Genomic DNA, 18,493 nt, shown 5'->3' with positions numbered 1-18,493 from the left:
ACGTAATGGGCCGTGGTAAAAAAGGGTGACCCTCAACTATCCGTCAGTTTCCGGAGCGACCGGGCGCACCGCCGCCGTTCCCGCCTCCGTTCCCGGCGCCCGAACCGCCGCGGTCACTGGCGTCCGAGCCGCCGCCGTTCCCAGCGTTCGAGTTGTCACTGCCACCGGCGTCCGAACCGTCGTTGTTCCCGGCATCTGAACCGCCACCGTTCCCGGCGTCCGAACCATCGTTATTCCCGGCATCTGAACCGCCACCGTTCCCGGCGTCCGAACCGTCGTTGTTTCCGGCGTCTGGACCGCCACCGTTCCCTGCGCCCGAACCGCCGCGGTCACTGGCGTCCGAGCCGCCGTTCCCGGCGTCCGAGTCGTCGCTGTCACCGTCGTCGGAACCATCATCATTTCCACCCTCCGAACCGCCGTTCCCGGCCCGCGTTGAATCACTGCCGTCATCGGAGTCCGAGGGACCCGATGGTCTGCCGTCCGGAGCATTGCCCGAGCCCGGTGTGTCCCCGCCCTCAGTCCGGTTCGCTGGCGGTCCGCGCTCGCCGGCTTGGTCGCCCCCGGTTCGGTTCGCTGGCGGTCCGCGCTCGCCGGCTTGGTCACCCCCCGTCCGGTTCACTGGGGGCCCACGCTCGTCCCGGTCGTCCGGCGGCCCGCCGCCCAGCCCGCGGGCGATGGCCGCGACCTCCGGACCGGTCAGGTCGGACGCGTTCCGCCTGAGGTGTTCCAGCCGGCTGTCGTTCACGCCGGCCCGGGTCGCGGCCTCGTCGGTGTCGTTGACCGCCGTCCGCAGCGCGTCGATGCGGGCGTTGAGTCGGCTCTGCCGGGCGATGTAGGCCGGTTCCGGGAGCGAGCCGTTCTCGTAGCGCTCCGTCAGGCTCTCGTTCCGGGACTGGAGCCGGTCCAGCCGTTGCTCCAGGGTCCCCGTCCGGTCCCGGACAAGACGGGCCCTGTCGCTGGCGTTTGACTGATTGAACCCCGCCTTCCACATCCCGTTCTCGACGGAGTCGTTCACCGCCGAGGACGTAGACTGAGTGAACGCCGTCAACTGCGCCCCCATCCCAGCGGTCTCCCCGCTCTCGTTGGTCGTGTTCCGGGTCGCCGTCGCGGTCTCCTGGGCCAGTATGGTCGGCGAGACCAGCATGGCGAGGGCGACCGACACGACGAGCAGCGTGTGCCGGTGAGTCATCTACCGACCTATGAGCGTCCCTGAAATAAAAACCGGCCCGTTCGTTCGTGTCGTTCACGTCCGCTCGAAACCGTCCGAGCTAGTCCAAGAGCGTTTATACACCGCTCTCGTCGAGTCGGGGCAACCAACGGGCCGCCAGTGCCACCGAACCGACCGACAGGGCCACGGTGGCGACGACGAGCGCGGGGCCGGGGTCGTAGCGCAGCGGCGGGTAGTAGCCGAAGCCGTAGTCCAGCACGTCGTTGGCAAGCGCCAGGACCAGCGCCGTCGCCAGCGCGCCGCGGGTCGTCCGCGCGTAGTGTGGGACTAAGGCCCCCTCGGCGACGAAGCCGACGTGCGTGACGATAATCCCGAAGTAGGCCCACAGCGCGGGGAAGTACACGTCGAACCCGAGGTTCAGCGCGACGACCGTCCAGACGCCCATTTTCACCAGCCACACCAGGGCGATGGTGTGGAGGTAGGCCAGCGGGCGGTTCATCGGCATGTCGTCCAGCGAGCCACCGAGAGCCGGCCACAGCGTCACCAGCGACAGCGTCATGAGGAACAGGGCGGTCGGCGAGTCGGCGTACAGCGGCCAGAGAAAGGTCGAGACGCCGGGCATCGTCTCGACGTAGTAGCGGACTCCGACGAGGACGGCCACGGCGTTGACGACGACCAGCCACACCAGGCTCGGCGCGTTCTCCAAGTAGTATCGCGCGTACGTCCGTGGGAGCGGTCCCCGCTTGTCCATACAGTCCCTGCGATGGCGCGGTCGGAAACACTGTCGGTTCACTCGCCCCCTACCGAGCGATGGATGCGGCACAGCCGTGTCGGTCACCAGCCGCGATGGACCGTCCCCCCGGAACGGGCATCGGACCGCGGACGGGACTACTCGACGACTTCCTCGATGTCGGCGACGGCCTCGACCTCGCTCTCGGCGATCTGTATCGCTTCGCGGAGGTGATACAGCGCGTCCTCGTCTCCGGCCGTGTCGTGAGCAGCCCACAGGTGTTCGAGGACTGACTCGGGGACAGAGTATCTGGGTTCGGTACCGTCCATACACCATACCCTGGGGGTTTCTCACTCAAATGTTCCGGTATCTTCCATTACCATTCATGATACCGCTATAAAAGTAGAGCCGGTGATTCAAGTAGCCACGCCGGGCGGCCCGTATCCGTGTCCGGTCACCACGGCGGGTATCCCGGTGGCCGGGACCCGCGGCGGATTCAGAGGAGGCTGTTAGCGGTAGAATAGCCCGCCGACAAGAGGATTTCGCCGAAGGCTTTTATATATGTATGTGCATCGTTCACGCGTACCGATGTTCGAACAGTTCTCACGCGGCTACTACCTCGGCCGCCTCTACGTGGAGCCACGCGAGGGCGGGGCCGCGATGTGTCGGGACCAGCACGAGCGAGTGAACCAGCAGTTGTACGGCGACGAGGGGGTAACACGGACAGACATGCCCCTGGTGATGAAGCTGGGCCGGCGTCACTTCCCCGTCCGCGGGGACGAGGAGGTGCCGGCGGACACGCTCGCGGTCCCCGAGGCGGTCCTGGAGTCCGCCGACATCCGGAACCCGCCCAGCCTCAGCGAGGTGTTCCTCGCGAAGGCCGACCACGCGGCCCAGCTGCTGTCGGTCGCGGACACGGCCGACGCGGTGCCCGACAGCGCGGTGTAGCCTGTCGCCGGCAGCCAGTTTTAAGCCGGTCGCCGGAGCCAGTAGCTCCCATGCTTGACCGGCTGCTGGGGCGCGCGTCGCTGAAGGAGCGCGTCGCCGAGCTCGAAGAGACAAATCGCCACCTCGAACGCCAGCTCGAAGCGGAGGAGGAGCGCCGCGCCGAGGCGTCGACGGCTCGCCAGCGGGCCGAGCAGCGGGAGAACCGACTGGAGGACCGCGTCGCCGAGCTGGAGGACCGCGTCGAGCGCCTGCAGTCGGCCGACGGCGCCGCCGGGGACCGCGAGGCCGAACGCCTCCACGGGGCGCGTGTCCGCGAAGTCCTCGACCGGCTGGCGTCGTTCGAGACCGAGCGGGAGGGCGTCTTCACCGCCTACGTGGCCGGCGAGCACGACGTGCCCGACGCGGTCCGCGAGGCCTTCGGCGACCGGAGCGAAACCGTCGCCGGCGCCGCCCCGTGCCTCGCGGTCACCGACGACGCGGGGCTGCTGTCGGCCTGCCTCTCGGTGCCCGCGCCACCCGAACCGTTCGCGGGCTGGGACGACCACGTCCAGTTCGAGCGGTCGTGGTTCGAACCCGCCGGCGAACACACCGTCGCCCTGGTCCGCTCGGACCTGTTCGCGCTCGGGGAGTACGACGGCCGCGAGCGGACGGCGTTTCACGGCTTCGACTCCGAACTCAAGAGCCAGCACTCGAAGGGCGGCTTCTCCCAGTCCCGGTTCGAGCGCCTGCGCGACCAGCAGATAGCCAGCCACGTCGACCGCTGTCGGGCCGCCATCGACGAGGTCGACCCCGAGCGGCTGTACGTCGTCGGCGAGGGGTCGGTCATCCACAAGTTCGACGAGCGCGCGGCGGTGACGAAGGCGGTCGATGCGACCGGCGACCCGGAAGCAGCGCTTTCCGACGCCGTGCGGTCGCTGTGGACCGTGCGGCTGGTCGTGCCGTGACCGGGGTTTATTTTAGCAGGAACTGACTGAGAGAGCCAGAAAGCCCCACCCGTGCCGGCTGGTCAACTGGCTTTGGGTGGAATGAAAGGGTCCGCGTTCTCAGCGACCCCCGGCGACGCAAGCACCTACTGGAGCGCAGCGAGCCGCGGGTCGCGTGGGACCTTCGGTCCCACGTCTTGACGAGCGGCAAAGCCGCGAGTCAAAGCTGAGAACGCGGGGGCTTTCTGGCTGTTTGCCACTCTTACCACGTAACTAAACACAACCATGACCGTAGACCCTAGCTTTAGGCGCTCGCCACGCGACCGAACCCCTATGCAGGTCGCCGTCCTCGCTCACGAGTCGTTCCCCGACCGCGCCAAGACGGCGGTCGGACTGCTCCGCTACGGCGACCACGAGGTCCGCGCGGTGCTGGACCGGGCCGGCGCGGGCACGCGGGTCGCCGACCACGTCCCGGACGTACAGGACGCCCCTATCGTCGCCTCGATGGCCGACGTACCCGAGGTCGACGCCCTCGTCATCGGCATCGCGCCGATCGGCGGCGAGTTCGACGAGTCCTGGCGGCCCGACGTTCGCGCCGCGCTGGAACGTGGCTGTCAGGTCCTCTCGGGACTGCACTACTTTCTGGCCGACGACGAGGAGTTGGCCAGCCTTGCCACGGAACACGATGGGGGGCTCGTCGACGTGCGCAGGCCGCCCGAGGACCTCTCCGTGGCCGATGGGACCGCCGCCGAGGTCGACGCGACCGTCGTCACCACCGTCGGCACCGACTGCTCGACGGGGAAGATGACCACGGCCTACGAGCTCCGGGACGCCGCCCGCGAGCGCGGGCTCGACGCCGCCGTCGTGCCGACCGGCCAGACCGGCGTCGTCATCGAGGGCTGGGGCATCGTCGTCGACCGCGTCGTCGCCGACTACGCCGCCGGCGCGGTCGAACGGCTGGTCGAGACGCCGGTCGGGCTGGACCTGATAGTAGTCGAGGGCCAGGGGGCGCTCGCCCACCCCGCCTACTCCGGCGTGACGACGAGCGTCCTCCACGGGTCGGCACCCGACGCGCTGGTCATGTGCCACGAGGCCGGCCGGGAGGCCGTCCACGGCTACGAGTCGTTCGAACTGCCGCCGTCCGCCGACTACGCCGACCTCTACGAGCGGATGGCCGCGCCGGTCTCCGGGGCCTCGGTCGCCGCCGGCGCGCTGAACACCCGCGGGCTCGACGACGACGCGGCCACCGACGCCGTGGCGGCCTACGGCGACGCTATCGGCGCGCCGGCGACCGACCCGGTCCGGGACGGGGTGCCCGACGACGTACTGGACGCGGTACTGTGAACTGGACCGTCACCCGCCACGACCTGCCGCTGTCGACGCCGTTCGGTATCAGCCGCGGCACCAGCGCGGTCTCCGAGTCCGTCGTCGTCGAGTTGACCGGCGAGGGGACCACGGGGTACGGCGGCGTCGCCCCGTCCCCGTACTTCGGCGAGACGGCCGAGTCGGTCGCGGCGGCGCTCCCCGACCTGCTCGACACCGTCGCCGAAGCCGGGACTCCCCACGCCGGCCAGCGAATCGAGCGACGGCTCCGCGAGGAAGCGCCCGACCAGCCGGCGGCCCGCAGCGCGGTCACTGTCGCCGTCGCCGACTGCGCCGCCCGCGACCTGGGCGTCCCGCTGTATCGCCAGTGGGGACTGGACCCCGACGGGGTGCCGCCGACGACCTACACTGTCGGTCTGGACCCGCCAGCGCGGATGGCCGAGAAAGCGGAAGCGGCCGTCGAGGCGGGCTTCCCGATACTGAAGGTGAAGCTCGGCGGCGGCGACGACCGGGCCCGCTTCGACGCCGTCCGCGAGGCCGCACCCGAGGCGGAGCTGCGGGTCGACGCCAACGGCGCCTGGGGCGCCGACGAGGCCGTCGAGAAGGCCGGGTGGCTGGAAGCAGGCGGCGTGACGCTGCTCGAACAGCCCGTCGCCGCCGCCGACATCGAGGGCCTCGGCCGGGTCACCGACGCGACGGCGACACCGGTGTGTGCCGACGAGGCCTGCCGGACCGCCGCGGACGTTCCCCGGCTGGCCGAGGCCTGCGACGTCGTCAACGTCAAGCTCGTGAAATGCGGCGGCCCGCGGGCGGCCCGGCGGCTCGTCCATGCGGCCGACGCGCACGGCCTCGGGACGATGCTCGGCTGTATGGTCGAGTCCAGCGCCTCGCTGGCCGCCGCCGTCCACCTCGCGCCGCTGGTCGACTACGCCGACCTGGACGGGGCGCTCCTGCTCGGTTCGGACCCCTTCGACGGCGTCCCCATCGACGGCGACCGCTTCGACCTCCGGGCGGTCGAGTCCGGGACCGGCGTCTCGCCCGCTCCGGGCTGGGATAGTCGCCACTGACGCGTCAAAACGGCACAGAAAAGCGCTCTCGCTCGCGTTCAGGCGCTCTCGGCGGCGTCGAGCAGCTCCTCGTAGTCCGGCTCGTTGGTCGGGTCGTCGGCGACCCAGCTGTAGGTGACCTCGCCGTCGTCGTCGAGGACGAACACCGAGCGGTTGGCGACGCCCAGCAGGCCGAGGTCCTCGATGTCGATTCGGACGCCGTAGGCGTCGATGGCGTCGCGGCCCATGTCGCTGACCAGCGAGAACTCCAGCCCGTGTTCCTCGCGGAAGGCGTTCTGCGAGAACGCCGAGTCGGCGCTGACGCCCAGAATCGTCGCGCCGGCGGCCTCGAAGTCGTCGAGGTGTTCCTGCAGCGCCACCATCTCGTTGGAACACGGCGGGGTGAACGCGCCGGGGAAGAACGCGAGCACGACCGGGCCGTCGCCCAGGTGGTCGGACAGTTCGAACGCCTCTACCTCTCCGTTCGCGACCGTCGCGGAGATGTCGGGTGCGGAATCGCCTGTGGATACCATCGATGTTGCATACGGGCGGGCACCGGATAAATGGTGGTCCGTCGGCGCGGGCTGCCCGATTCCTCGGTCTACTTGTCACGCCGGCCCGAAGAAGCACGCGTGCGTCGGATGCTCGTCCTCGCCGTCGTCGTCCTGGCCGGCTGTAGCGGCGCCTTCGGCGGCGACACGTCGTCCGACACCCCGGAGCTCACGCCGGCGCCCGTACCGACGGCGTCGGCCCCGGAGCTCTCGCTCCCGGTGACGGCCGACGGCACGCCCGCGGTCGGCCGCATCATCGCGGACCACCGGGCAGCGCTGTCGACCCGGGACTTCCACCGGCGCGTGGTGGTCGGCGGGAACCTCTCAACGACCGACGTGTGGGTCGACCGCGACGGGAAGCGGACCCGGGTCCGGCATGTGACTGACACGACCGACGAAGCGGTGGTGGCCGACGGCCGCCGGTACGAGCGCCGCGCGGACGGGAGCGTCCGGGTCAGCCCCGGCGGCTGGGAGCTCCCATACGTCGACAGCGCCTCCGGCCGGTTCGTCCTCCAGCGCCACGTCGCCGGGCTCGTCTACGAACGGACTGACACGGTCACCCGCAACGGGACCGAAATGGCGGTGTTGCGGGCGAACACGACCGACTCGACCCTTTCGCGGCCGGGGTCCCGGACGATAGTGGCGGCCAACTCGACGCTGTACGTCGACGGGAACGGCATCGTCCGCGCGATGGACCACCGGGAGCGCTACGCCGGCGGGACCGTCCGGACGGTGCGCTTTCGGGTCTGGACCGGCGAGGGGACCGCGGTGATGCCCGAGTGGTTCACCGAGCGGGAGACGTAGTCACAGCCACTCCGCGAAGGCGTGGTGGTCGCGGGACCGCTCGAAGTACGCCCGCTGCATCTCGGCGATAGCCGTATCGAGGTCGTGCCCGTCGTCCAGCCCCGCCCGCACGCGGTCTATCTTCCAGGAACTCGGCGTCTCACCGGCGGCGTAGCGCTCCTCGATGGGTTCGAGGTACTCGTCGATGCGGGCCCCGGGAATCCCCTGTTCTTCGAGTCCCAGCCGGGCGAACCGGAACAGCTCGTCGAAGATGACCCCGTGGTCGGTGGTGCGCTCGCCGTCGACGGTCACCCACGAGAGGTCGGCGTCGAGCCCGTCCGCGGCGGCGGCGTAGAAGCTCCGCTCGGCCTCCCGCCAGGGCAGCTCCGTCACCGGGTGGTCCGCGACGACGAGCCCGCGGATGAGTCCGACCGTCAGCGCCTGTAGGCCGATCATATCCTTGACGTGGGGCTGGGTCGGCAGCGGGCGGTACTCGATGCGCAGGGAGCGCTCGTCGCTGGCGCCCTCGACCGGCGTCCCGCCGACGACACAGCGGAGCCACCGCCAGTAGGTCCCCCGCTTGTGGTCGAACTCCCAGATGCGGTCCTCGAGGCTCCCGCGCTCGCTGTCGTCGAGCCACTCCCGCAGGAACGGGCCAAAGAGGTCGTCGGCCACGACCCGGTCGACCACGTCCTCGACGGTGTCGATGTCCCGTGGGACCCGCACCTTCGGGCTCTCGCTCGTGTTGACCGACTGCTCGAACGCCGCGATGCGCAGTTCGTGGTCGGTGTTGGCACAGAGCCACTCGCCGTCGGTGTCGTCGGGATAGAAGTCGGCGGGCAGGAACGGCGAGTTCACGGACAGCGCGAGCAGCGGCCCCAGTGTCCGGATAGCCGCGTTGTAGTACGTCGGGAACGCGTCGCTGTCGGGAATCTGGAGGTGGGGCTGAATCGAGGTGGCCAGCGACTCGAACAGAATCGTGGGAAAGTCCCCCTCGTAGCCCGGCACGGAGAAGTCGATAGACCCGCCGGCGTGTTGGAGCGCCTCGTTATCCAGCGCGACGTACCGCGGCGCCTGGCGCATGTTGTCCGCCAGGACGACGCCGTCGCGCTCCTCGTGGGCCGAGAGGTATTCCTCGCCGCCCTCCTCGGGCGGAATCGTCCACATCGCGTCCAACACCAGCTCGCAGTTGTGCTTGCTCGCCTGCTGTCGGGCCTGCTTGGTGTGCATCTCGACGGCCGTGGTCTGGACCTCCATCCCCGCGCCGTCGAAGCTGTTGGGCTCGGTGTTTATCTCGGCGTTGTGCAGCCCCAGCTCCTTGTTGGCCTCGCCCTCGAACACCACGTCCGGGAGCCGGGTGAGCCGCCCCTCCCACGCCTCGGGGTCCATGTACGGCTCGTCGTCCTCACTCTCGGCTTCGGCCTCGACCGCCGGTTCGGGTTCCTCGGGGTCGACGTCCTCGGGGTCGTCAGGCGCGAGCGGGCTGTCCGGGTCCACGTCGAGGGATGGGCCCTCGCCGGGGCCGAAGTCGTCGTCAGTGGCGTCGTCCGCGCTTCCGTCGTCGGCCCCACCGCCGGGTTCCTCGGGCGGCGGCGTCTCGTTGTCCGGCTCCAGGGAGGCACCGCTCCCGCCGGACGACGACTGCGGCTCCAGCGAGCCGTCCCACGACGACCCGCCGCCACCGCCCGAGAGGTCGTCGTCGAGGTCGCTCTCGTCCCGTTCCGAAGCGTCCGCGTCGTCTTCCTCGTCCTCATCGCCCTCGGGTTCGGGCGGCTCCGGCACGCTGTTTATCGCGTACAGCTCGACTTCCAGGCCGACCGAGAAGGCCTCGTTGTCGAACTCGCCGGCGGCGATAGCCCGGCGAAGTTCCGCGGCCTGTGCGTCGACCCGGTCGGTGAACTCCTCGTCAGTCGCATCGGCCAGCGAGCGGCGCACCAGGTCGACGATATCGTCCATGGAGCAACTGTGGCGGCTCTTGCATTATAAGTGCCCCGTCCAGCAATCGGAGTGCGGGCGGGCACCGGCGGCGGACCCGCGGTTCCCCCCGGTCCTGCGTCGTTTCGAGGCGTCTCGCTGCGCTCAGTACTTCACCCGACTCCACGGCTCACGCTGTTCGCCGTTCCGTTTCGAGGCGTCTCGCTGCGCTCGACGCCTCGCACTACTCAAATAGGTCCCCGTGTCGCGCAGCCAGATTCGCGTAGTCCCCCGAGGAAAAGGCCTCGAACACTTCGTCGGGGTCGATTGTCGTCTCCGACAGGGGCGTCACCTGTGCGGGGCTCCCCCGGACGAACGACTCGGGGGGCACCTCGTAGCCCGGCGGGACGACGGTCCCCATCGCGACGATGGAGCCCCGGCCGATGATAGCGTCGCTGACCGTGGAGTTGAACCCGATGAGGGCGCCGTCGTTCACCTCGGTGTCGTTCAGGACGGCCCCGTGGCCGACCATCACCTTCTCGCCGACGGTCGACGCGTGGAGGACGGCGCCGTCGCCGATGGCCGACTCGCGGCCGACTTCCACGGCGCCGACGTCGCCCCGGAGCACCGCCCCCGGCCAGACGTTGGCGTTCGGGCCGATACGCACGTCACCGACGACCGTCGATTCGCGGCTGACGTGGGCGTATCCGTGGATATCGGGTTCGGCTCCCTCGAACTCGTACTCGCGACTGTCCATACGGATATCGGGAGTGGCGCGTCCGAAAAGATACCGGTCGTCTAATAGGTCAGCCGTTCGAGCAGCCGCCGGCCGAGGCCGGGGCGGCGCGACTCGTGGGGGTACACCGTGACGGTCGTACAGCCGGGGTTCGGGACGGTCGGGCCGTCGTCCAGCACGGCGTTGCGGAGGCGCTGGTCGGCGCCGCGGCGCACCAACACGTCCGGTCGGGGCGGGGCGCCCCCGTCGGTCCGGAACGCCTCCGACCGCACCGGGACCGAGAGCATCGACGACAGTTCGGACTGGTAGTCGGTGACAGTCTGCTGTTGCACGTCGCTCCCGTTGCCCGGGTGCCACAGCGAGACGCTGCCGCGGTTGGCCTGGGCGATGTCGCCGGCGACTTTCACGGCCAGCGGCGGGTACGGACCGCCGTCGCCGGAGAGTGCGATTTCCTTCGGGCCGTTATACCCCAGGTTGTCGACGAGCAACACGTCACAGTGGGCGTGTCGAACGACCCAGTCGATGGGGTCGCCGCCGATTCGGGACCGGAGCCTGAGGGGTTCGTGTTCGGCCACGATGGTGTCGACCCCGCGGTGGTCCGCGTAGTTGACGATGGCGTGTTTCGTGTCGTGGCTGACGATTTCGTCGGCCTCGACCTCGACGTCGAGTTCGTCGGCCAGGGCCTCCGTCCGCGTCTCGAAGGAGATGTCGGCCGAGGACTGGGCCGTCATGTCGTCGGTCAGGGGGACCTGGTCGGGCACCTCCTGGAACCGGACCGCAACGACGCGCCCGTCGTCGGGCCGGACGAGGTCCGCAGCCAGCGCGACCAGCGCCCGTTCGCGTGCGCTGCCGTCGTTTTTCGTCAGGGCGACGAGCACCTCGTTGGGGTTGGTCTCGATGGCCGATTCGACGTCCGTCAGCGCCTCACGGCCGACCTGGCGGCGGATGGCGTCGGTCGCCGCGCCCTCGCGGTCGACCCGCTGGCGGACGTAGGCGAAGTACCAGGCGACGCTGCCGACGACGATGACGACGGCGCCCACCAGCGCGACGGTCCCCATCTGCGTGAGCAACAGCGCGCCGGTGACGGCGCCGAATATCTGCATCCACGGGTACAGCGGCGAGGTGAACTCCGGTTCGTACTCCGCCGACCCCTCGCGGAAGGCGACGACGGCGACGTTGATGAGCGCAAATACCATTATCTGGAACGCGCTCGCGAGCTTTGCGATGTCCAGTATCGGGACGAAGGCGATGAGTACTAGCAACACCGCGCCGGTGAGCGTGATGGAGTTCAGGGGCGTCCCGAACCGCTCGCTGACCTCCGAGAGCGACGGCGGCGCGAGCTTGTCCCGGCTCATCGCGAAGGGGTACCGCGACGAGGAGAGGATGCCCGCGTTGGCCGTCGAGACCAGCGCGAGGATGGCCGCGAGGATGACCGCGATGACGCCGAGCTGTCCCATCGTCGCCTCCGCGGCGACCGCGACCGGGGTGAGCGAGCCGGCGACGCTGCCGGGGTCGGTCACGCCGACGAGGACGGCCACGATGGCGACGTACAGGAGCGTCGTGAACACGAGCGAGCCGAGGATGCCGAGCGGGATGTTCTTGCCCGGGTCCTCGACCTCCTCGGCGACGCTCGCGACCTTGGTGACGCCGGCATACGAGACGAACACCAGCCCGGTCGCCGCCAGCAGGCCGCCGATACCGTCCGCGAAGAAGTTCGCGTAGTTGGCCGACTGCACGCTGGGGGCGCTGCCGGCGGCGAACCAGCCCAGCGCCGCGAGCATCACGATGACGATGCCGACCTGGAGCCGGCCCGTCTGTTTGGCGCCGACGATGTTGATGAGGATGAGCGCCCCAGCCAGCGCCAGCGCGACCGGTTTCAGCGGGAGGTCAAAGAGCAAGAGGAGATAGGGGACGCCGCCGACCAGCGCCAGCGCGCCCTTGAACGACAGCGAGAACCACGTGCCGACGCCGGCGATGGTGCCAAGCAGCGGCCCCATGCCGCGCTCGATGTAGATGTAGGTCCCGCCGGCTTCGGGCATCGCTGTCGCCATCTCCGACTTCGAGAGGGCGGCCGGAACGACGAGCAGACCGGCCAGCGCGTAGGCGACGATGACGGCCGGGCCGGCGATTTTCAGCGCCAGTGCCGGGAGGATGAAGATGCCGCTGCCGATCATCGCGCCGATGCTGATAGCCAGAACTGAGGGGAGGCCGAGGTCGCGTTCGAGATTTTTCGTCATGAATGGGATTCCGATGGTTCCGGGAGCGTCTGTTCGAGAGCGGCACCGAGTTCGCCGGAGAGACAGCTCGACCCGCAGACGACGTGGGTCGCCACGTCGTCGACGACGTCGTGTCGCTCGGGGTCGTTGAGCAGGACGACGACGGAACCGATATCGAACTGCGTCCGGAGCAGCTGTGTCACCAGCAGTGCCCGTCGGTCCCGCCCGACGGCGACCACCGCGACGGTCGCCTCGGAGCCGGCAGCGAGTGTCTCGGGGGCCGTCAGGTCGCCGACGTCGGTCCTGACGCCGTCGGGAGCGCGTTTGGCGACGCGCTCGCTGTCAGTGACGAGGCCGACGTCGGCCACGGACTCGTAGTCAGCGGCGAGCGTGGTCCCGACGTAGCTGTCGGTGACGACGAGCAGCGACGGCGCTGGCGAGCCGGCGAGGGGTCCTTCGAGGCGGGTTCGGAGCGTCATATTGTGTGGGAACCGGCGGCGTCGGACGGCCGGGGCCGTCGCACCGCGCAGTCAGTACCCAGCATAGGTTCCGGAAGCGGATAAAGAGTTGGGTTTGAATTCCGTTTCAGAAATAGACGTGCTCTATAGGAAGATTGTCGGAAATATATCCCTATTTATCATCGACATCCGACTCCGTGCTGAACTGGTGGAACGGCCGCGTGTACTCGTTGCGGATGAGGTCCTCGTCGACGACCTCCAGTCCGATATCGTTGAGGTCGCGACCGATGCGGCTGAGGTCGTTGCCGTCGACGCCGACCACCTCGACGTGGACGTTGTCGGCGCCGGTCATCACCTCGCGGATGGCGACGACGCCGTCCACGTCGAGGGCCCGCTGGGTTATCTCCTCGCGCTCGTGAATCGGCGCCGTACAGACAATGAGCGTGTGTAGCTGGTAGCCGGCGGCCTCGTAGTCCACGTCGACGTCGTACCCCCGGATGACGTTGGCCTCCTCCAGGTTGCTGATTCGGTTCCGGACGGTCCGGGCCGAGACGTCCAGTGACTCCGCTATCTCGCTCGCGGACGTGTGGCGCGCGTCGCGCTGGAGCGCGTGGATAATCTGTCTGTCGAGGTCGTCTATCGGATACTCCGAATCGGCCATATACGTCCGTTTGCGGGGGATGGCACAAAAGTTCGCACTCGTGGTACACCGACAGCGGCCGGCGACCCGGCACAGTGGCGTGACCTACCGGCCGAGTTCGGCGTGGGCCGAGGAGAGATGCCGCGAGGACAGCGCCGCGAGCAGGGAGAGCTCGCCGGCCAGGACGCCCGCGGCGATGACCTCCGCGAGCGCGTCGGCGTTGCTCCCGGCCGGGTCGCCGCCGCCGGCGTAGCCCAGCACGTCCAGGGCCTCGGACTGGGTCGGCAGCGAGGTGCCGCCGCCGACGGTACCCACCTCCAGCGACGCCAGCGTCACCGAGGCGTACAGCCCCTCCTCGCGGGCGTCGACGGTCGTGATGGTGTTCGACCCCTCGACGACCTGGGCGGCGTCCTGGCCCAGCGCGAGGAAGGCGGCGGCGACCACGTTCGCGGCGTGGGCGTTGAACCCCAGCGCGCCCGCTTTCGCCGACCCGACCAGGTTCTTTCTCGTGTTCGCCTCGGCGATGGCCGCCGTCGTCGTGTCCAGGCGCTCCTCGACCTGCTCGTGGGGAATCAGCACGTCCGCCGACACCGTCCGCCCGCGGCCTTCGACGGCGTTGATGGCGGCGGGCTTCTTGTCCGAACAGAGGTTACCCGAGAGGGCGACGAGGTCGGCGGGCGTCTCGCTTTCGACGAGTTCGCAGGCCGCCTCGGTGGCGATGGTGGCCATGTTCATCCCCATCGCGTCCTTCGTGTCGTAGGAAAACCGGAGGAAGACGCTGTCGCCGACGACGTAGGGCGTCACGTCCTGGAGTTCGCCGTGACTGGTCGTCGATTCGGCGGCCTCGGCCAGTTCGTCGACGTGTTCGCGGACCCACGCAGACACCTCGCCGGCCGCCGCCACGTCGTCTACCTTGAACACCGGCGCGCGCGTCATCCCTGACTTGAGAACCCTCGCCGTCGCGCCGCCGGCGTGGCGAATCGTCGAGACGCCGCGGTTGACGCTCGCGAGCAGGGCCCCCTCCGTCGTCGCCAGCGGCAGGTAGTGCTCGCCGTCGGCGGCCCCGCCGTCGACGGGCAACGGTCCGACGACGCCCATCGGTATCTGGGCCGCACCGACCATGTTTTCGATGTTGCTGTCGGCGTCGGCGGCGTCGAAGGCGTACTCCCCCACCGTCGAGAGGTCGGCGCCGGTTTCCTCCCGCAAGAGCCGCCGGCGAGCGGCGGCGGCCGTCTCGGCGTCGGCGTGGTCTTCCAGTTCGTAGAGGCGCAACTCGCCGTCCCGTACCTGCCGGGCGAGCGTCTCGGCGTCTGTCATACAGGCCGGTTGCGGGCCGGCCCCCTAACAGTTGCTCTTGCCGGTGGCCGATCCGGGGAGACGGCCGGCCCGGAGGTGCTCGGCGACGGCATCGTGTCAGTTGCTACCACATACCAAAATTCGACAAAGGCCGATACCGACCTAGGATTTTCCCCATCGGAATGTATTGAAGGCAAAAATTTTTCAATAGAGGGGTCCGAACGACTAGCCACCTATAGGAGGGTCCACTTTGCCCGCAATGGAAACGGCTGAGTTCGATACCGACCTCAGTCTCTTCAAATACGACAACCTCGAACAGCTCCCACCGGCCTATCGGGAGCTCGGGGACGACGAACGGACCGAGCGCATCGAGGCGGCGCTCGAAACACTGGGCGACGACGTGGTCATCCTGGGGCACAACTACCAGCGCCGGGAAATCGTCGAACACGCGGACTTCGTCGGGGACTCCTACCAGCTGAGCAAGGAGGCCGCGGCCGCCGACGCCGACTACGTCGTCTTCGGCGGCGTGACGTTCATGGCCGAGTCCGCCGACATCATCACGGACGACAGCCAGAGCGTCATCCTCCCGTCGATGGAGGCGTCCTGTCCCATGGCCGGGATGGCCGAGGCGCTCCAGGTCGACGCCGCGTGGGCCGAACTCACCGCTGAGACCGACGAGGACATCATCCCCGTCACGTACATGAACAGCTACGCCGACCTGAAGGCCTTCTGCGCCGAGCAGGGCGGGCTTGTCTGTACGTCCTCGAACGCCCACGAGGCCTTCGAGTACGCCCTAGAGCGGGGCGATAAGGTCCTGTTCCTGCCGGACAAACACCTGGGGGAGAACACCGCCCACCGCTTGGGGATGGAAGAGGAAATCGTCGACTGGGACCCCTGGGACCCCGAGGGGACCACCGCCGCCGAGGCCGTCGAGAACGACGTCATCCTCTGGGAGGGATACTGCCAGGTCCACGAGCGGTTCCGTGAGAGCCACGTCGAGGGAATCCGCGAGGAGCACCCCGAGGCGAACGTCATCGTCCACCCCGAATGCCGCCGCGAGGTCGTCGAGGCCGCGGACGTGAGCGGGTCCACGGCGACCATCTGCGAGAAAGTGGCCGAGGCCGAACCGAGCGAGACGTGGGCCATCGGCACCGAGATTCACCTCACCCACCACCTCCAGCGGTGGCACCCCGAGGTGAACGTCGTGCCGCTCTGTGGCGACGCCTGCATGGACTGCAACGCGATGCGCCAGATAGACCCCAACTACCTGACGTGGGTGCTGGAGGAACTCGTCGAGGGGCGCGAGCGCAACGTCATCGAGGTCGCGCCCGAGGAGAAGGAACTGGCACAGGTCGCGCTCGATAGGATGCTGGAGATATGACCATGAGTGAAACGTCAGACGTGCTCGTCGTCGGCTCCGGCATCGCCGGGCTGGCGGCCGCGCTGGGCGCGGTACGCGAGGGCAGCGACGTGACCGTGGCGACGAAGGCCACCCGCCCCGAGGGGGCCTCCTCGTGGTGGGCCCAGGGCGGCATCGCCGTCTCGCGGGACCACCCCGAGCAGTTCAAACAGGACATCGTCGCCGCGAGCGACGGCACCGCCGACCCCGAGGCCGTCGACGTGCTCGTCGAGAACGCCAACGACGCCGTCGAGGACGTGCTGCTTGACACCTTGGCAGTCGACTTCGACGCGGACGGCGACGGGCTCGACTTCGCCCGCGAGGCCGCCCACAGCGAGGACCGCATCCTCCACGTGGACGCCGCGACGGGCAAGCACATCCACGTCCCGTTCCTGAACTACCTCGACGCCCACGACGGCGTCGAGATACGGGACGACACCGCCGCCCTGGAACTCGTCCGCCACGAGGGCCGGGTCCACGGCGCGATGCTGGAATCCGACGGCGAGGTCCGTCCCCACTACGCCGGGAGCGTCGTCCTCGCCACCGGCGGCATCGGCGAGCTCTACCCGCGGACGACGAACCCCGATATGGCCACCGGCGACGGCATCGCCATGGCCGCGCTCGCGGGCGCGGACGTGGCGGACATGGAGTACGTCCAGTTCCACCCGACCGTCGCGCTCCCCGACGGGAGCGACGGCGGCGTGTTCCTCGTCAGCGAGGCCGTCCGCGGCGAGGGCGGACTGCTCCGCAACGGCGACGGCGAGCGGTTCATGCCGGAGTACCACGACGACGCCGAGCTCGCGCCCCGCGACGTGGTCGCCCGCGCGGTGGCGGCCGAACGCGAGGCCACCGGCGAGGTACTGCTCGACGTCTCGCCGCTCGACTTCGCCGCGGCGTTCCCCGGGCTGGCAGAACGGTGCGAGGAACACGGCATCGACTACGACCGGGGCATCCCGGTCGCGCCCGCCGAACACTTCCTCTGTGGCGGGGTCGCGGTCGACGACCGCGGCCGGACCACGCTCGACCGCCTCTACGCCGTCGGGGAGTGTTCCCGGACGGGCGTCCACGGGGCGAACCGCCTCGCCTCGACCTCCCTGCTCGAAGGGCTGGTCTGGGGCCTCCGGGCCGGCGAGGACGCCGCCGGCAGGTCCGTCGAGCCGATAGAGGCCCCCGACCTGCTGGAGCGGGACCCCGACCTCCCCGACCGGTTCGCGGCCGACAAGATGCACCGCCTGCGCCGCGTGATGGACGAGCAACTGGGCGTCGAACGGGACCCCGACGAACTCGGGACGGCGATGGCGCTGCTCCGCCGGCTCAAGGGCGAGGTCGACGCCTACGTCCGCACCCGGACCAGCCGGTCGCTGTACGAGCTGCGTCACGCCAGCGTGACGGCGCTGCTGGTCGCGCGCCACGCCAGCGAGAACGGCGAGTCCGTGGGGACCCACAACCTCGTCGGGAGCGCCCCGGAGCCCGCCGCGGACTGATGATCACCGACGCCGACGTCGAACGGTGGCTCCGCGAGGACGTGGGTCACCACGACGTGACCAACGACGTGCCGGGCGAGACCGAGGGCCGTCTGGTGGCGAAGGAGGGCGGAACCGTCGCCGGGCTGGACGCCGCGCGAGCGGTGTTCGACTATCTCGGCTGCGAGGTGCGAAGCGCCCCGGAGCGGGGCGGTGGAACCGCCGAGCGGGTCGAAGCCGGCGACCGAATCGAGCCCGGCGACGTGGTCCTCGAAGTCGCGGGGCCCGCTCGCGACGTGCTGCGCGGCGAACGCGTCGCCGTCAACGTGGTCGGCCACGCGTCGGGTATCGCCACGAGGACGGCGGCGGCCGTCGACGCCGCCCGGAGCGTCTCCGCGGACACCGCTATCGCCGGCACCCGCAAGACCACCCCCGGGCTCCGCGGCGTCGAGAAGCGGGCCGTCGCGGCCGGCGGCGGCGATACCCACCGCCTCGACCTCTCGCACATGGTGATGGTCAAGGACAACCACGTCGCCGAGATGGGGCTGGCCGGCGCTATCGACCACTTCAGCGAGCGGACCTCCTTCGCCACCAAGCTCGACGTCGAGGTCGAGTCAGTCGAGGACGCCCCCCGGGCCGCCGAGCTGGGCGCCGATATCGTCCTGCTCGACAACATGACACCCGCCGAGACCGAGCGGGCCGTCGAACTCGTGGCAGAGGCCGACGGCGGGACGCTCACCGAGGCCAGCGGCGGAATCACGGTCGAATCGGTGCCCGACTACGCCGCGACGGGCGTCGACATCGTCTCGATGGGGTCGCTCACGCACTCCGCGCCGACGCTCGACCTGTCGTTTCGGACGGGGTGAGCAGGGGGCTTTTCACCGACACCGACCGACGGG

General features: G+C 69.5%; 18 protein-coding genes. 8 read left to right on the top strand and 10 right to left on the bottom strand.

The features are described from left to right. Nucleotides 1-43 precede the first annotated feature (43 nt). From NJQ98_RS15650 to NJQ98_RS15640, 3 genes are all read right to left on the bottom strand, one after another. Complete coding sequence (locus tag NJQ98_RS15650) at nt 44-1,189, bottom strand: hypothetical protein (protein WP_262180364.1); 1,146 nt, start codon at nt 1,187-1,189, stop codon at nt 44-46. A 94-nt stretch (nt 1,190-1,283) separates the two neighbouring features. Next, the gene (locus NJQ98_RS15645) at nt 1,284-1,919 is read right to left on the bottom strand and encodes a DUF1405 domain-containing protein (protein WP_262180362.1); all 636 of its coding nucleotides are present in this window, start codon (nt 1,917-1,919) and stop codon (nt 1,284-1,286) included. A 137-nt stretch (nt 1,920-2,056) separates the two neighbouring features. Then, nucleotides 2,057-2,227, bottom strand: a complete 171-nt coding sequence (locus tag NJQ98_RS15640) for a hypothetical protein (RefSeq protein ID WP_262180360.1) — start codon at nt 2,225-2,227, stop codon at nt 2,057-2,059. 259 nt (nt 2,228-2,486) lie between these two features. On the opposite strand from NJQ98_RS15640, the gene NJQ98_RS15635 reads away from it, so the two are divergent. The 4 genes from NJQ98_RS15635 (at nt 2,487) to NJQ98_RS15620 (ending at nt 6,159) form a co-directional block, all read left to right on the top strand. Then, nucleotides 2,487-2,846, top strand: a complete 360-nt coding sequence (locus NJQ98_RS15635; protein ID WP_262180358.1) for a DUF5802 family protein — start codon at nt 2,487-2,489, stop codon at nt 2,844-2,846. A 50-nt stretch (nt 2,847-2,896) separates the two neighbouring features. Beyond that, the gene (locus NJQ98_RS15630; protein WP_262180356.1) at nt 2,897-3,790 is read left to right on the top strand and encodes a Vms1/Ankzf1 family peptidyl-tRNA hydrolase; all 894 of its coding nucleotides are present in this window, start codon (nt 2,897-2,899) and stop codon (nt 3,788-3,790) included. 312 nt (nt 3,791-4,102) lie between these two features. Then, nucleotides 4,103-5,113 (top strand): N-acetyltransferase DgcN family protein, encoded by a 1,011-nt coding sequence (locus tag NJQ98_RS15625; protein ID WP_262180354.1) that lies wholly within the window; start codon nt 4,103-4,105, stop codon nt 5,111-5,113. Beyond that, nucleotides 5,110-6,159 carry a dipeptide epimerase gene (locus NJQ98_RS15620; RefSeq protein WP_262180352.1) on the top strand — a complete coding sequence of 350 codons (1,050 nt, stop codon included), beginning with the start codon at nt 5,110-5,112 and terminating at the stop codon, nt 6,157-6,159. The genes NJQ98_RS15625 and NJQ98_RS15620 overlap by 4 nt, the downstream gene beginning before the upstream one ends. A gap of 38 nt (nt 6,160-6,197) precedes the next feature. Here the strand turns inward: NJQ98_RS15620 and NJQ98_RS15615 are convergent, their stop codons facing one another. Beyond that, the gene (locus NJQ98_RS15615; RefSeq protein WP_262180350.1) at nt 6,198-6,671 is read right to left on the bottom strand and encodes a redoxin domain-containing protein; all 474 of its coding nucleotides are present in this window, start codon (nt 6,669-6,671) and stop codon (nt 6,198-6,200) included. Nucleotides 6,672-6,701: 30 nt separating this feature from the next. Here NJQ98_RS15615 and NJQ98_RS15610 point away from each other — a divergent pair, with 30 nt between their 5' ends. Next, nucleotides 6,702-7,493 (top strand): hypothetical protein, encoded by a 792-nt coding sequence (locus NJQ98_RS15610; RefSeq protein ID WP_262180348.1) that lies wholly within the window; start codon nt 6,702-6,704, stop codon nt 7,491-7,493. On the opposite strand, the gene NJQ98_RS15605 is transcribed toward NJQ98_RS15610, so the two are convergent. The 6 genes from NJQ98_RS15605 to hmgA form a co-directional block, all read right to left on the bottom strand. Beyond that, the gene (locus tag NJQ98_RS15605) at nt 7,494-9,428 is read right to left on the bottom strand and encodes a glutamate-cysteine ligase family protein (protein WP_262180346.1); all 1,935 of its coding nucleotides are present in this window, start codon (nt 9,426-9,428) and stop codon (nt 7,494-7,496) included. A gap of 202 nt (nt 9,429-9,630) precedes the next feature. Then, nucleotides 9,631-10,143 carry a gamma carbonic anhydrase family protein gene (locus NJQ98_RS15600; protein WP_262180344.1) on the bottom strand — a complete coding sequence of 171 codons (513 nt, stop codon included), beginning with the start codon at nt 10,141-10,143 and terminating at the stop codon, nt 9,631-9,633. A 41-nt stretch (nt 10,144-10,184) separates the two neighbouring features. Beyond that, the gene (locus tag NJQ98_RS15595; protein ID WP_262180342.1) at nt 10,185-12,359 is read right to left on the bottom strand and encodes a universal stress protein; all 2,175 of its coding nucleotides are present in this window, start codon (nt 12,357-12,359) and stop codon (nt 10,185-10,187) included. Further along, nucleotides 12,356-12,817: an NAD-binding protein gene (locus tag NJQ98_RS15590; RefSeq protein WP_262180340.1), complete on the bottom strand. Its 462-nt coding sequence runs from the start codon at nt 12,815-12,817 to the stop codon at nt 12,356-12,358. Before NJQ98_RS15590 ends, NJQ98_RS15595 begins: the two co-directional genes overlap by 4 nt. Nucleotides 12,818-12,968: 151 nt before the next feature. Beyond that, a complete protein-coding gene (locus NJQ98_RS15585) occupies nt 12,969-13,457 on the bottom strand; it encodes an Lrp/AsnC family transcriptional regulator (RefSeq protein ID WP_262180338.1) in 489 nt (162 codons plus the stop codon). An 84-nt stretch (nt 13,458-13,541) separates the two neighbouring features. Next, on the bottom strand, nt 13,542-14,753 hold the full coding sequence (hmgA, locus tag NJQ98_RS15580) for a hydroxymethylglutaryl-CoA reductase (NADPH) (RefSeq protein WP_262180336.1): 1,212 nt from the start codon (nt 14,751-14,753) through the stop codon (nt 13,542-13,544). Between the two features lie 238 nt (nt 14,754-14,991). Here hmgA and nadA point away from each other — a divergent pair, with 238 nt between their 5' ends. Genes nadA through nadC form a run of 3 tightly spaced genes read left to right on the top strand, consistent with a single transcriptional unit; the run spans nt 14,992 to nt 18,460 of the window. Then, nucleotides 14,992-16,113: a quinolinate synthase NadA gene (nadA, locus tag NJQ98_RS15575; protein WP_262180334.1), complete on the top strand. Its 1,122-nt coding sequence runs from the start codon at nt 14,992-14,994 to the stop codon at nt 16,111-16,113. Then, nucleotides 16,110-17,615 (top strand): L-aspartate oxidase, encoded by a 1,506-nt coding sequence (locus tag NJQ98_RS15570; RefSeq protein ID WP_348533579.1) that lies wholly within the window; start codon nt 16,110-16,112, stop codon nt 17,613-17,615. The genes nadA and NJQ98_RS15570 overlap by 4 nt, the downstream gene beginning before the upstream one ends. Then, a complete protein-coding gene (gene nadC, locus NJQ98_RS15565) occupies nt 17,615-18,460 on the top strand; it encodes a carboxylating nicotinate-nucleotide diphosphorylase (protein WP_262180331.1) in 846 nt (281 codons plus the stop codon). The genes NJQ98_RS15570 and nadC overlap by 1 nt, the downstream gene beginning before the upstream one ends. The last annotated feature ends 33 nt before the right edge of the window (nt 18,461-18,493 follow it).

The sequence above is a fragment of the Haloarcula laminariae genome (assembly GCF_025457605.1).
Classification (GTDB): Archaea; Halobacteriota; Halobacteria; order Halobacteriales; family Haloarculaceae; genus Haloarcula; species Haloarcula laminariae.
This window is presented reverse-complemented; position numbering and strand designations above follow the sequence as displayed.

Coding starts and splice junctions, on each gene's coding strand:
- NJQ98_RS15615 (WP_262180350.1), bottom strand. CDS start 6,671: ATGGTATCCACAGGCGATTCCGCACCCGACATCTCCGCGACGGTCGCG.
- NJQ98_RS15605 (WP_262180346.1), bottom strand. CDS start 9,428: ATGGACGATATCGTCGACCTGGTGCGCCGCTCGCTGGCCGATGCGACT.
- NJQ98_RS15585 (WP_262180338.1), bottom strand. CDS start 13,457: ATGGCCGATTCGGAGTATCCGATAGACGACCTCGACAGACAGATTATC.
- NJQ98_RS15595 (WP_262180342.1), bottom strand. CDS start 12,359: ATGACGAAAAATCTCGAACGCGACCTCGGCCTCCCCTCAGTTCTGGCT.
- NJQ98_RS15610 (WP_262180348.1), top strand. CDS start 6,702: ATGGTGGTCCGTCGGCGCGGGCTGCCCGATTCCTCGGTCTACTTGTCA.
- NJQ98_RS15590 (WP_262180340.1), bottom strand. CDS start 12,817: ATGACGCTCCGAACCCGCCTCGAAGGACCCCTCGCCGGCTCGCCAGCG.
- NJQ98_RS15600 (WP_262180344.1), bottom strand. CDS start 10,143: ATGGACAGTCGCGAGTACGAGTTCGAGGGAGCCGAACCCGATATCCAC.
- NJQ98_RS15570 (WP_348533579.1), top strand. CDS start 16,110: ATGACCATGAGTGAAACGTCAGACGTGCTCGTCGTCGGCTCCGGCATC.
- nadC (WP_262180331.1), top strand. CDS start 17,615: ATGATCACCGACGCCGACGTCGAACGGTGGCTCCGCGAGGACGTGGGT.
- hmgA (WP_262180336.1), bottom strand. CDS start 14,753: ATGACAGACGCCGAGACGCTCGCCCGGCAGGTACGGGACGGCGAGTTG.
- nadA (WP_262180334.1), top strand. CDS start 14,992: ATGGAAACGGCTGAGTTCGATACCGACCTCAGTCTCTTCAAATACGAC.
- NJQ98_RS15640 (WP_262180360.1), bottom strand. CDS start 2,227: ATGGACGGTACCGAACCCAGATACTCTGTCCCCGAGTCAGTCCTCGAA.
- NJQ98_RS15625 (WP_262180354.1), top strand. CDS start 4,103: ATGCAGGTCGCCGTCCTCGCTCACGAGTCGTTCCCCGACCGCGCCAAG.
- NJQ98_RS15650 (WP_262180364.1), bottom strand. CDS start 1,189: ATGACTCACCGGCACACGCTGCTCGTCGTGTCGGTCGCCCTCGCCATG.
- NJQ98_RS15635 (WP_262180358.1), top strand. CDS start 2,487: ATGTTCGAACAGTTCTCACGCGGCTACTACCTCGGCCGCCTCTACGTG.
- NJQ98_RS15645 (WP_262180362.1), bottom strand. CDS start 1,919: ATGGACAAGCGGGGACCGCTCCCACGGACGTACGCGCGATACTACTTG.
- NJQ98_RS15630 (WP_262180356.1), top strand. CDS start 2,897: ATGCTTGACCGGCTGCTGGGGCGCGCGTCGCTGAAGGAGCGCGTCGCC.